This is a genomic window from Victivallis sp. Marseille-Q1083, from assembly GCF_903645315.1.
Lineage (GTDB): Bacteria > Verrucomicrobiota > Lentisphaeria > Victivallales > Victivallaceae > UMGS1518.
The window spans coordinates 1,599,323-1,612,362 of the sequence record NZ_CAHJXL010000001.1 but is presented as its reverse complement, the minus strand read 5'-3'; the positions used below and the strand labels follow the sequence as shown (position 1 = coordinate 1,612,362).

12 protein-coding genes are annotated in these 13,040 nt (G+C 57.8%); 10 read left to right on the top strand and 2 right to left on the bottom strand.

Features of this window, described 5'->3' with window-relative positions:
- The first annotated feature begins 3 nt into the window (after positions 1 to 3).
- From HWX74_RS06435 to HWX74_RS06390, 10 genes are all read left to right on the top strand, one after another.
- The gene (locus tag HWX74_RS06435) at positions 4 to 924 is read left to right on the top strand and encodes a hypothetical protein (RefSeq protein WP_176012765.1); all 921 of its coding nucleotides are present in this window, start codon (positions 4 to 6) and stop codon (positions 922 to 924) included.
- A 323-nt stretch (positions 925 to 1,247) separates the two neighbouring features.
- On the top strand, positions 1,248 to 2,537 hold the full coding sequence (locus HWX74_RS06430; RefSeq protein WP_176012764.1) for a homoserine dehydrogenase: 1,290 nt from the start codon (positions 1,248 to 1,250) through the stop codon (positions 2,535 to 2,537).
- A gap of 3 nt (positions 2,538 to 2,540) precedes the next feature.
- Positions 2,541 to 3,947: an aspartate kinase gene (locus tag HWX74_RS06425; RefSeq protein ID WP_176012763.1), complete on the top strand. Its 1,407-nt coding sequence runs from the start codon at positions 2,541 to 2,543 to the stop codon at positions 3,945 to 3,947.
- Positions 3,948 to 3,971: 24 nt separating this feature from the next.
- On the top strand, positions 3,972 to 4,607 hold the full coding sequence (locus tag HWX74_RS06420; RefSeq protein ID WP_176012762.1) for an IMP cyclohydrolase: 636 nt from the start codon (positions 3,972 to 3,974) through the stop codon (positions 4,605 to 4,607).
- Complete coding sequence (locus HWX74_RS06415; RefSeq protein WP_176012761.1) at positions 4,496 to 6,643, top strand: ATP-dependent helicase; 2,148 nt, start codon at positions 4,496 to 4,498, stop codon at positions 6,641 to 6,643. Before HWX74_RS06420 ends, HWX74_RS06415 begins: the two co-directional genes overlap by 112 nt.
- Before the next feature lie 266 nt (positions 6,644 to 6,909).
- On the top strand, positions 6,910 to 8,955 hold the full coding sequence (locus HWX74_RS06410; protein ID WP_176012760.1) for a DUF5722 domain-containing protein: 2,046 nt from the start codon (positions 6,910 to 6,912) through the stop codon (positions 8,953 to 8,955).
- A 309-nt stretch (positions 8,956 to 9,264) separates the two neighbouring features.
- The gene (locus tag HWX74_RS06405) at positions 9,265 to 9,663 is read left to right on the top strand and encodes a hypothetical protein (RefSeq protein WP_176012759.1); all 399 of its coding nucleotides are present in this window, start codon (positions 9,265 to 9,267) and stop codon (positions 9,661 to 9,663) included.
- 84 nt (positions 9,664 to 9,747) lie between these two features.
- On the top strand, positions 9,748 to 10,659 hold the full coding sequence (locus tag HWX74_RS06400) for a PTS sugar transporter subunit IIA (protein WP_176012758.1): 912 nt from the start codon (positions 9,748 to 9,750) through the stop codon (positions 10,657 to 10,659).
- 16 nt (positions 10,660 to 10,675) lie between these two features.
- Positions 10,676 to 11,986, top strand: coding sequence for an SLC13 family permease (locus tag HWX74_RS06395; protein WP_176012757.1), 1,311 nt, complete (start codon positions 10,676 to 10,678; stop codon positions 11,984 to 11,986).
- Positions 11,987 to 12,005: 19 nt separating this feature from the next.
- Positions 12,006 to 12,518, top strand: coding sequence for a DUF2062 domain-containing protein (locus HWX74_RS06390; RefSeq protein WP_176012756.1), 513 nt, complete (start codon positions 12,006 to 12,008; stop codon positions 12,516 to 12,518).
- Here HWX74_RS06390 and HWX74_RS06385 read toward each other — a convergent pair.
- Together HWX74_RS06385 and HWX74_RS20440 are read right to left on the bottom strand one after the other, a co-directional pair.
- On the bottom strand, positions 12,503 to 12,658 hold the full coding sequence (locus HWX74_RS06385) for a hypothetical protein (RefSeq protein ID WP_176012755.1): 156 nt from the start codon (positions 12,656 to 12,658) through the stop codon (positions 12,503 to 12,505). The two genes, HWX74_RS06390 and HWX74_RS06385, sit on opposite strands and share 16 nt — an antisense overlap.
- A 201-nt stretch (positions 12,659 to 12,859) precedes the next feature.
- Positions 12,860 to 12,991, bottom strand: coding sequence for a hypothetical protein (locus tag HWX74_RS20440; RefSeq protein ID WP_303048090.1), 132 nt, complete (start codon positions 12,989 to 12,991; stop codon positions 12,860 to 12,862).
- Positions 12,992 to 13,040 lie beyond the last annotated feature (49 nt).

Here is a 13,040-nt window from a genome sequence, read left to right as displayed (position 1 = left end):
GCGATGATGCGAAAAAACTGGATTTTTCTGTTGGCGTTGACAATGCTGCTGCCGGGCGGTGCGGTACGGGGTGACGAAGGGCGGGAGTTATTGGAAAAAGCTCTGGCCGTCAATCGTCGGAGCAGTTTTGTTGCCGAGTTTATCCTGGCGGTGGCGGGGCCGGTGACGATTCTCGGCGCGACGCAGCGGCAAACGGCGAAATATTACCGCTTCGTGGCCGATGACGGCTTTGTTTTCAAACGGCTGGATTTACCGGCGGATGACATTACCTATATCGAGAACCGGGAGGGGAAATTCGGCCTCGGCAGGAACTATCGGGCCAGGCTGCGGGAGGTCATCAACCTGGATTTGCCGGAGTGCCTCGCTGCCGAAATTCCGGCAAAAGAGCTGGAAGCCGCGACGATATCGGTGCAGGATTGCCGGTACAACCAAATCGATTGCCGGGAATTGACCGTCCGGGTTCCGGACAGTCCGAAGTTGTTCCGGGAATTGACCGGCATGGATAGCGAGCTCTATCGGCAGTACGGGCAACCGATGATGAAAAATTGGCCGGTGGTCCGGACGTTCCGGCTGGAGCGGAAAAATAACTTCATCCGTGCCCGGGAGCATCGCAATGCGCGGGGGAAAAAAGTCTTTGCCTTTGAATTGACCGGAGTTGATTTTGACGCGAATTTGTCGGAGGCGGATTTTGCTGTTCCGGAGGCGGCCGATTGGGAGGAATTCGATTCGCCCCATGCTTTTCTGCGGAATCTGGCGGCCTCCAGGAGCAAAGGATCCTTCCGGGTTGGAAATTGGTTTCAGTCGCTCGCCAAGCCCCTGGGGGGCGGCCGACAAATTATTTCCTGGCTTTTGACGCTGTTCGGCGTCGTTTTGTTCGGGTTGGTCTGGTGGTTGCGGCGCCGGAGCGGAACTTCCGCAAAATAATCGGTATGATTTCGCCGGATCGCCGACTTCCCGCTTGGAAAAACCAATGAATTTCCGTCAAGCCGTCTGTTCCGCTGATGGCGTCCGTTTTTTATGGAAATCGCCGAAGCGGATGATTCGGAACGCTTTTTCTGTTTTTTTTGCTTTAAAAAGCGTATAAGTCGATATATATTAACCGGAATATTGCAAGTCGGCGAACGGGGTTGACCGTTTTTTGGGGGCATGAATGCGATGCCGAACGGTTCGCGGAGCGCCGGGAGACTGGCTGGCTTGGAGCGAGAAAAACGAAGCGTGTTTTCGGACGATAACGGAAGGTTTTTACGGTGAAAGAAGTAAAGGTAGGCATAGTCGGATTCGGGACGGTCGGCGCCGGTGTGGCGGCAATCCTGCTTCGCAACGGAGAAGTGATCGCCAAACGGACCGGCGTGGATTTGGTTTTGACGAAAATTGCGGACCTCGATATCACGACGGACCGCGGCGTGGCGGTTCCGGACGGCATTTTGACGACCAGTGTGGATGAAACGATCGCGGCGGCGGATATCGTTGTTGAACTGGTCGGCGGTACTACTTTTGCCAGGGAATTGATCCTCAAGGCGCTGCGCGCGCATAAAATGGTGGTTACCGCCAACAAGGCGCTGCTGGCCAAATACGGCAAGGAGCTCTTCGCTGTGGCGATGGAAAATGGCGTCGATATTTACTATGAAGCCAGCGTCGGCGGCGGTATTCCGGTCATCAAAGCGTTGCGGGAAGGGTTGGTGGCCAATCATATTCAGGGAATTTACGGCATTTTGAACGGCACCTGCAATTACATCCTGACCCGCATGGAGCAGGAAGGCGCCGATTTCGAGCCGGTTTTGAAGGATGCCCAGAAGCTCGGTTATGCCGAGGCGGAGCCGTCGCTGGATATCGACGGCTTCGATACGGCGCACAAGGCGACGATTCTCGCTTCGCTCGCTTACGGCGAGTGGTTCGGCGCCGACGATGTTTACGTCGAAGGCATCCGCAATATTTCGCAACTGGATCTGAAATTCGCCGATGAACTCGGCTATCGGATCAAATTGCTGGCGATCATCAAGCAGCTCGAGGGCGACGTTCAAATCCGCATCCATCCGACGTTGATTCCGAAAAGCGCCTTGCTGGCCAACATTTCCGGCGTCTTCAACGGCGTCGCCATCGACGGCGACATGGTGGGGCGGACGCTCTTCTACGGCCGCGGCGCCGGGCGGGAAGCGACGGCGAGCGCCGTTGTCGCCGACCTGGCCGACGTGGCGCTCAATATCGCCCACCAGTCCGTGCACCGGGTGCCGGCGTTCCGGGCGGGATCGCAATATGCCAAGGTGACGCCGATCGACGATGTCACCTTGCGGTACTATCTGCGGTTCGAAGTCAGGGACGAACCCGGCGTGGTCGCCAGGATCGCCGAGATTCTGGCCGGCAAGTCCATCAGTATTTCCAGCTTCGTTCAACATGAGTCCGGTTCCGGCTGCGGCGTGCCGGTGATGATTCTGACCCACCTGGCCCAGGAGAAACTGATCAAAGCGGCGATTGCCGAACTCGAAGCGTTGGATGTGGTTTGTGACAAGGTCAAACTTTTAAGAATTGAGGATATCTGAAAAATGGCAGGAAGGCACACCGTAGAAAAAATCGGCGGCACTTCAATGAGCCGATTCGGCGAATTGATGAATAACGTCATCATCGGGTCCAGAACCGGCGAGAAACTTTACAACCGCATTTTTGTCGTGTCCGCTTACGGCGGGATCACCAATCTGCTGCTGGAGGACAAGAAGACCGGCGAACCGGGCGTTTACGGCTATTTTGCCCAGAACAATCCGAGCTGGGAGACCAAGCTGGAAGAAACCCGTCACCGGATGCTCGAATACAACCGCTCGTTCGAAGAAATCGGCCTCGACCGGGAAGAGGCCGACGCCTTTGTCAACGAGCGGATCGACGGCATCAAGGTCTGCCTGCGCGATCTGGTGCGCCTGCGGAGCTTCGGCCATTTCCGGCCGCACGACTATCTGCCGCCCAGCCGGGAATTTCTGAGCGCCATCGGCGAAGCGCACAGCGCCTTCAATTCCGCCGCCATCCTGCGCAAGCACGGCGTCAACGCCGTATTCGTCGACCTGACCGGCTGGAAGGAGAGCAATTCGACCTCCATCGAACAGATGATCGAAAATCACCTGGCCGAGCTGGATTTCAGCCGTTGCCTGCCGATCGTCACCGGTTATGTCAAATGCGCCGAAGGCATCATGAACCGCTTCGACCGCGGTTACAGTGAAATTACCTTCAGCAAAATCGCCGTGTTGACCGACGCCCGCGAAGGGATCATTCACAAGGAGTTTCATTTGAGCACCGGCGATCCGCGGCTGATCGGCGCCGACAAGGTGAAGACGATCGGCAACACCAATTTCGATATCGCCGACCAGTTGTCGGACATGGATATGGAGGCGATCCATTCCAAGGCATCCAAGGAGATGGAGTTCAAGAATATTCCGATAAGGGTGAAGAACGCTTTCGATCCGAACCACCCGGGGACGTTGATCAGCAAGGATTATATTTCGCCGAATCCGCGGGTGGAGATGATCTGCGGCCGGGCGGATATCATCGCCGTCGAAGTGTTCGATCCGGAGATGGTCGGCCAGAGCGGTTTCGATTTCCGGCTGATGGACAGTTTCAACAAGTACCGGATCAGCTATATCGCCAAGAACACCAATGCCAACACCATCACCCATTATGTGGCCGAGAAATCCAAGAATCTCGACAAATGCCTCGAGCAGCTCGAACAGCAGTTCAAGGGGTCGGTGATCAATACCTACAAAGTGGCGATCGTCGCGGTGATCGGCAGCAATATGAAGATTCCGGGCTTTCTGTCCCGGGCCGCCAATGCCCTGGCCCGCGCCAATATCAACATTCTGGCGCTCGACCAGTGCATGCGGCAGGTCAATATGCAGTTCATCATCGGCCGCGATGATTTCAAATCGGCGCAGGTGGCGCTGCATCGCGAGTTTGTGGAAAACGAATAACAGTCTTTTGAAGGACGTGAATTGATGTATTTGGGAAGAATTGTCGCTGTCGGCATGAATCGGGCGGGCAAAGTCGCCGCGATGTATCGGGTTTCCTCCAGATCGTTTCCGAACCGGGAAACGGTGATCAACGGTGAAGTGGTTTCAGTCATTCCGAAAGCGGGGTTCGAGTCGGATTTGCGCCGCAACTGCTATATCGCTTACAATTGCGCCCGGCTGCCGCGGCATTATGCGGTGGCCAGCAACGGTTCCCACACCGATCCGATCGCCGAGAAGATCGCGATGGGCATGCCGGTGCGCGATGCCGTCGCCCTCGGCTTGCTGGCGATGGACTATGAAAAGGATTCGCTGGACACGCCGCGGATCGTCGCGGTGGTCAACCGCGACGGCAACGACGCCTTTCTCGGCATCGTCCGCAAGGATGCGCTGCTGGTCAGGGAGTTCGCTCTGCAGCCGGGACAGGCTTTTTATCTGTCCACCTACGAAAAGAACCAACCGGCCGACGACAATGTCGATGCTGCCTATGACGCCGCGACGGCGGAAGCCGCTTGCCGATATGTCATTTCCGGCGGCGTCTTTGCCGGCTTTACCAACGCGGTGACGGCGGCGGCGGCAATGGCGACGGCGGACGGATTCGCCCTGGCCTCGACGGTTGCCTAATGGGCACTCTCCAGGAGATCCTGTCGCAACTGAATGAACCGCAGCGGCAGGCGGTCCGGACGATCGACGGTCCGGTGCTGGTGCTGGCCGGCGCCGGTACCGGCAAAACCCGGGTCATCACCTACCGGATCGCTTACATGCTGGCGGAGGGGATTCCGCCGGAGCAGATTCTGGGGCTGACCTTTACCAACAAGGCGGCACGGGAAATGCGGGAGCGGCTGGCGGCGCTGGTTTCGCCGGAAGCGGCGAAGAAGGTGACGTTGGGGACCTTTCACTCCTTTTGCGTCCGGGTTTTGCGGCGGGAGATCACCCATCTGCATTATATGTCCAGCTTTACAATTGCCGATGAAGCCGACCAGCAGGGGATTTTGAAACAGGCGGCAGCCTCGCTCGGGGTGGCCAAAGGCGACATTTCGCTGCCGGATACCGCCGCCTACATCAGCCGGCAGAAAAACGCCCTGTTCTTCCCGAAGGAGGCCAAGCGCAATGCCGAAAATGATTACGAAGTGCTGCAATCCCAGCTCTACGGCGAATATCAGAATTTGCTGGAATTGCAGAACATGGTCGATTTCGATGACCTGCTGCTGCTGGTTTTCGAGATTTTCCGGCGTTTCCCGGAAATTTTGAAAAAATATCAGGACCGTTACCGCTATCTGTTGATCGACGAATACCAGGACACCAACGACGCCCAGTTCACAATTGTCAAAATGTTGGCGGCGGACCGCTGCAATCTGTGCGTAGTCGGCGACGATGACCAGAGTATTTACGGTTGGCGCGGCGCCAATATTGAAAACATCCTCGATTTTCCGAAGCTGTTCAAAGGGACGACGCAGATCAAGCTGGAGCAGAACTATCGGTCTACCGACAAAATTCTGCAGGCGGCCAACGCGGTGATTGCCGGCAACAGCAACCGTTATGCGAAAAACCTCTGGTCGGCCTCCGGCGACGGCGAAAATATCACGCTGGTCAGCCTGGAAGACGGCGAAGCGGAAGCCGATTTCATCGCCGGCTATATTGCGCAGGAGATGGCGGCGACACCGGGATTGCGGTACGGCGATTTCGCGGTGCTCTACCGTTCCAATCATCTGTCGCGGCAGTTGGAACAGAGCCTGCGCGGCAGCGGTTTGCCTTACCGCCTGGTCGGCGGGCAGGAATTTTTCAAGCGGCGGGAGATCAAGGATGCCGCCGCCTACCTGAAATTGCTGGTCAATCCGCAGGAGGACCAGAGCCTGCTGCGTATCCTCGGGGTGCCGCCGCGCGGACTGGCGGACAAAGCGGTGGAAAAATTGAAGGAACTGAAGCAGCGGACCCATCAGCCGATGCTGGAATTGCTGGAAGCGCCGGAGCTGTTCGAAGCGGTTTCCGCCAAAGGCGCCGCGGCGGCGCGGGATTTGGCCGGTCAATTCCGCCGTAACCGGGAAATTTTTGCCGAACCGGGCGGACTGGCTGACAAGGCGTACAATTTTCTGAAGGAAGTCGGCTATCTGGATGGGCTGCAAAAGGTTTACAAGGATATCGACGATGCTTTGAAGCGGCGGGAAAATGTCGACGAATTCATCAGCGCCGTCGCCCAGTTCGAACAGAAGGCGGAGGGGCCGCTGTCGCTCGGCGAGTTTCTGGAGAGTTTTGCTTTGCTGGAGGAGAACGACCGGACGGCGGACGAGAGCAAGGATGGCGACGGCATCTGTCTGTCGACGGTCCACGCGGCCAAGGGACTGGAATTCCGCTATGTGTTCATCATCGGCGCGGAGGAGAACATCTTTCCGCACGAGCGGGCGCTCTGGGAAAATACGGTCGATGAGGAGTTGCGGCTGTTCTACGTGGCGATCACCCGGGCCCGGGTCAAACTGATCATCAGTTGGGCCGGCCGCCGGATGCAGCGCGGCCGCGAAACGCGTCAATTGCCGTCGCGCTTTCTGGCCCGACTGCCGGAGGCGATCGTCGAATGCGGCACGGCGGACGACTTTATCAAAACGTTGAACAACGATCAATTGACTCAGGCGTTCGCCGACATCTTTAAAATGCTGGACGACTGACGGACGGAACAAATTCGTTTTCAGCCGAAGTATACTATTTCGCTTTCAGACATAGCTCATTCAGTCAAAAAGAGAGAACACTTTGGGAGCTTGGAAAGTTGCCCCAAGCCTCACATAATCGACTATACCAGCGCCCAGTCACGCTAAATGTCAGGGAGCATTTCGGAAACGGCGCGTAGAAACCGGTTTTGCCGTCGCCGGCCGAACCGACAAAAAATCCGGAAACGGATCAATTGAAATTCATCGAAAACCGAAAGGGCGCAAAGATGCGAAAGAAAAATTGGCCGGCACTGCTGCTTTGGTTGAGTTGTCTGCTGCCGCTGGCCGGCTCGGCGGCAGCACTGGACAATATCACTGCCGATGCCGCTTCCATCACCATCCCGGTTCCGGCGGAATGGCAGGACCGGGAACTGAAACTGGTCGCGGCGCCGCTCTGCGATTCCTTCCGGCAAGGACAATCCTATCCGCTGCCGGCGTTGTTCGAAGGCCGTCCCGGCAAAGCCATCCGGATCGACCGCTTTCAGTCGGGTACGGATTTGCTCTACGACAATTTCACGCTGACCGGGAACGATGTCGCGCTGGCCGACGGCGCCTGCGTCGCCGCCGTCGAGCCGGCCGCCGCCCGGTATCGGGGTCCCCTGCTGCGGCCGGCCGAAATCAAGGGAATCAGTTGCGTCGTCGACATCGACGACGCGGTGAAGCTGGGAGCCCGGTACGTCCACGAAAACATTCCACTGAACCGCCTGCTGGCACTGGACGCCGGACCGGAAGAGCGGATCATCGAATTCGAATACAACGGCGAAAAAATTCCTTTCCGGGCTTCTTTGGTCGAATATTTCGATGCGCGGTTCCGGCAGTTTTATGAAAACGGCATTGCGGTTTTCGTCGTCTTTTTCAATGAATACAGCGATTCGCCCGCCAATCTGCCGCTGCGCCACCCGAAAACGACCGCCGAACCGCCGATGATGCTGGCCGCTTTCAACACCGCCACTCCGGAAGGGATCAAATATTTCACCGCGGCAACGGCTTTTCTGGCCGAACGCTATACCCGTTCGGACGCCGAATACGGCCAGATCTGCGCGCTGATCGTCGGCAACGAAGTCCAGCAGCACGCCGTCTGGTACAACATGGGAAAAACGCCGTACCAGGAGGTGGCGCGCGATTACGCTCACGCGGTGCGCCTGGCTTATTTGGCGAGCCGTGCCTACAATCCGGATTTGCGGATTTACATCTCGCTCGAACATCACTGGTCGCTGGGGCTGAAGAGTTCGCTGCAGGCGGTCCCCGGCCGGGCATTGCTCGAAGCGTTCAACCAGGTCGTCCGGACGGAAGGTGATTTTCTCTGGAATCTGGCCTTTCATCCCTATCCGGAGAACCTGTTCAATCCGCGCTTCTGGCTCGACCGCAGCGCCCGGAACACCGCCGATACGCCACGCATCACCTTCCGCAACCTCGGCCAACTGGTGGAAATCATGAGCCGGGAGCCTTTTCTTTATCGCGGCCAATGCCGCGATATCGCCTTGACTGAACAGGGGTTCAACCTCGAAGCCGAAACGCCGGAGGCCGAACAACTGCAGGCGGCCGCCTACGCCTATGCTTACCGCAAAGTAAAAGCGCTCTCGCCCCGGATCAGCGCCTTCATCCTGCACCGGCATGCCGATCATCCCGATGAAGGCGGCTTGAAGCTGGGCGTCTGGAATTCCGACCTGAGTAAAAAACGGTTGATGTACGATGTCTTCGCCGCCGCCGGCACGCCGCGGGAAGAAGCGGCTTTCGCTTTCGCCCTGCCGGTGATCGGTATCGCGTCCTTCGAGGAAACGCCGGAAGCGGCGGAACGCTGCCAGTCGATTTTCGATGTGCCGGCGGAAGATCTCTGTTTCGATTTTCTGGCCCATTTGCCGGAGGCGGAGGAGGAGAACAACCTGGCGCTGGAAGAGCGCGATATCGTCCGGGCCGCCGGCTGGCTGACCAGAGTGCTTTTTCAGCACCCGCCGGCCGACGGTTGGGGCCGGGTCGGTTTTGCCGTGACGCTGCCGGAGGCGGCGGGACGCAATTTACAGCTCGGCTTTGAAACGATGCTCGGCCATGCCGACAGCGATGGCGTCCGTTTCCGGATTGCCGTCGACGGCGAAGTAATCTTCGACGCGGTCCAGCAACCGGGTCCGCCGACCAGTCATTTGCTGGATATGACCGCCTACGCCGGGAAAAAGGTGAAAATCGACTTCCTCGTCGAAAAATATGGCAACAACAGCGCCGATTGGGCCTATTGGGTCCAGCCGTCCCTGCTGCGTTCCGATGCCGCGGCAGATTGAAATTTCACATGCACCGCCCGGCGCTGGAAGCATCCTCCCCAAAGATCGAAGCCTCTGCCGGCGACACCGGCCCGGCAGAGGCTTCCGACTTTCTCCTTCCACAATTACGCTCCGGAGGATACTATAGCTCATGTAACAACAAAAACAAATGATTTATAAACTATTTTTATATGTTATTAAAGTGATTAATTGCATATATTGATAAAATATGATAAAACATAACCGTTTTATCCCAACCCAACCGAAGGCCGGCTTGAAAAAGCAATTTGCCGGGGTATGTTAAACGACTGGAGGAAGGGAAAACGTCTTATGAAAAAAGTCGGGTACATCATTGCGTCTTTTTTGACTGTGCTGCTGACGGCAGTCGGCGCGGCAGTGCTGTTTCCGACCGACCGTCAACTGCCGATCATCGTACCTACTCCGGAAAACCTGTCCGGCCGCTTCCCGGCTCATTCCCGGCTGCCGGTCAGGTTTGACTGCCGGCTGGAAATTCCGCACGGCCTGGTCTGCGATCGACGGCCGTTTTCCGATTCCGCCGGCCACGGGCTGTTCCCGGCCACCGCCCTTCCTCCGCAGCCGGAACCCATTTTTCAGCCGGGCGCCGGGGCATTCGATCATTTCCCGGCAATCGTCCGGCGGCCTGATTTCGTCGAGGATGCCGGGGGCGGCCGAGCGCCGCCATTGTTCAAGTTGAACCGGGCCGCATGACATACCGGCGAGCAAGTTTTTTCGCCGGTGTGCCTGATGAATTCAGATTTGAATTTATGAAATCAGGAATAAGGAAGTTCTTCGATGAGCAATGCCAATCAATTATCCGGCGCCAATATCCTGACGCGGATCGAGGCCGCCGACAAGACGGCTCTGTTCAAACAACTGGTCGACAAAGCAATTGAATTGCCGCAATTGAAAGGCCAGAAAGCCGCCATATTGCTGGACGCGGTACGGCAGCGGGAGCACCAGGCTCCCACCACGCTCGGCAACGGCGTCATTCTGCCGCATGCCCGCATCGCCGGCCTGCAGGAGCTGGCGGTCGTCATCGCCACCTTGCGGACGCCGCTGGAATGTGAAACGCCGGATCGGAAACCGATCCGGATCGCCTGTCTGCTGCTGATTCCGGACGACCAGCCGATGCGCGGCTTGAAATTCATCGCTCATTTCGCCGCCTACGCCAGAATGCCGCACCTGCTGGAGCCGCTGCTGCGGGCCAGACAGCCGGAGGAAATCGTCGAACGGCTGTCCCGGCTGAACATCGATTATCAGCAGGCGGTAATCGCCGGCGACATCATGGCGCCCTGCCGCCACTGGGCGACGCCGGATCTGCCGCTGCGGCAGGTGACCGGTCTGATGGCGCACTGGCACCTTGAGGTACTGCCGGTGCTGGACAACAAACATGTCGTCGGCGAACTGGCCTGTACGGAATTGTTCAAGCTCGGCATTCCGGATTTTTTCAGCCAGTTGAAAAGCGTCGGCTTCATCCGTTTTTTCGATCCGTTTGAAAAATATTTCAGCGTCGAAGCCGACGCCAAAACCGGCGACGTCATGAGCAGCAGAATCTGTCTTTATCCGCCGGACGCCACGTTGATCGAAGTGGTTTTCGCGATATCCGTTTTGAAATACCACCAGATTTATGTCGTCGACCGTCAGGATGAACTGCTGGGCATCATCGATCAGGCATTGCTGCTGGAACGCATCATCAGTTTATGAGAAGAGGAAACTTCATATGTTGACATTGACGCTTGGAGCAATCATTTTCGCGGCGACCTATATCCTGATCGCTTCGGAAAAAGTGGACAAAGCCATCGCCGCCATCCTCGGCGCCGGGGCAATGGTCATCTGCGGTGTCGCCGGCTTTCCGGACATGCTGGCCAAAATCGATTTGAATGTGCTGGGACTGCTGGTCGGCATGATGATCATCGTCAATCTGATGGCCACCACCGGCGTTTTCGAATGGGTCGCCGTGCAGATCGCCCGGCAAACCAAAGGCAACGGCGTCCTGATCGCGGTGGAATTCATGCTGGCCACCGCCTTTATTTCCGCCTTCATGGACAATGTGACCACCGTCATCCTGATGGCGCCGGTGACTATCCTGATCACCCAACTGCTCGGCTTGCCGACGGTGCCGATCCTGATCATGGAAGCGATTTTTTCCAACATCGGCGGCACCGCCACGCTGATCGGCGACCCGCCGAACATCCTGATCGGCGCCAGTTGCAATTTAAGCTTCAACGACTTCCTGCTCAATCTGACGCCGGTGGTGCTGGTCATCGCCCTGGTGACCGTCGGCCTCGTCGTATTCGGCATGCGCCGGAAGCTGAAGAGCAACCCGGCGGCAATCCACTTGGTGTCGCTGACCGAACCGCGGCGGGCCATCCTCGACGTCAAACGGCTGAAACGTTCGCTGATCGTCTTTGCCGGCGTGCTGCTGGCCTTTTTCTGCGGCCGCTGGATCGGCATCGAACCGGGCCTGACCGCGATGTGCGGCGCCTGCATCATGCTGCTGGTCTGCCGGGTGGATTTTTCCCATATGCTGGAAAAAGTCGAATGGAGCACCATCATCTTTTTCTGCGGGCTGTTCATGATGGTCGGCGCCCTGGAGCTCAATCACGCCTTTTCGCTGCTCGGCGCCGAAATGGTCAAATTGACCCAGGGCAATTTCGCGCTGACGATGATGATCATCCTCTGGGGCAGTGCGCTGCTGTCATCGGTCGTCGACAACATTCCGCTGGTCATCGCGATGATCCCGCTGATCAACTCGATCATCCCGACCTTCGCCGGCCAGATGGGTCTGGAGGGCAGTGAAGAGATTTCCCGGGCAGTCGGCCAGCCGCTGTTCTGGTCGCTGGCGCTCGGCGCCTGCCTCGGCGGCAACGGTACGCTGATCGGCGCGTCGGCCAATGTCGTCGTCAGCCAGGTGGCCCGGAAAAACGGCTACAAAATTTCGTTTGCGGAATTCAGCCGGTACGGTTTTCCGCTGATGCTGGTCAGCACGGCAGTGTCGTCCGTTTATTTGTATCTGCGCTATCTGATCTGACCGTCCGGAGCAATCATCCATGCGGCGCTGCAAACTAAATTATCGACGGACCCTTCGGTATTATTACTACCGGATGGTCCGCCTGAACGGGACGCCGTCCTATCTGGCCCGCGGCATGGCCGTCGGCCTCTTCGTCGCCTTTTTGATGCCGGTCGGCCTGCAGACGATCGTCGCGCTGCCGCTGGCCTTCGTGTTCCGCGCCTCCAAAGTACTGGCCTTCGTCGGAACGATGGCGACCAATTATGCGACGATGCTTGTCCTCTATCCACTGCAGTGCTGGCTCGGCAGTTATCTGTTGTTCCGGCCGTTGTCGTATGCCCTGTTCAAACAGCATATCACCGCCTTCCTCGCCACGCCGACATTGGAAAATTTCTGGCAGCTCGGTCTGGAAATCCTGCTGCCGTTTTTCGCCGGCGGTCTGTTCCTCGCCGTCATTTTCGCCGTCGCTGGATACTACGCGACTTATCATCTGGTCGCCGGATACCGCCGGCTGCGCCGCCGGCGGAAAAACCGGCGTCAGCCGAGAACATAGCGATTGTCCGCCCGCATTGCCGCCATGCCCTCCCGGCCACCCGGGAGATCGTGCAGGAAACAGTGTTCCTGAAAACCGGCCAGCGGGGCGGGAAATCGGTGCCAATCGGCCAGGCCGGCCGCCCGGCTTCCGGAACGCAAACGGAATGCCGAGGAAAGAACATTCCACGATATTCATCGCCCGGTCGGACGTCACGGTGAACTGCAGGCCGCTCCCGTTACAGATTTCGACAATCCGCAGGCCGCGGCCGTTGCCCTCCTGCAAAGTCGAAAGTCTGGCATAACAGAGTTGCTCCGACGTCGCCAGAAACGGCAACGCATTCCGGAATGCGGCATTCATGTTCACCCCTTCCGGACGGAACCGAACAACCGGATCTTATCCGCCATCGTCCGGCGCATCGCCTCTTCCGGTTTTCGATAGGCGACGCTGAACCAGCAGCACATCTCCCGGCGGCCGTGCCAGAAGGCGGCCACCGCTGCCGGAAGCGATCATCTGAAAACGAAATGGATGACTTTATTGATT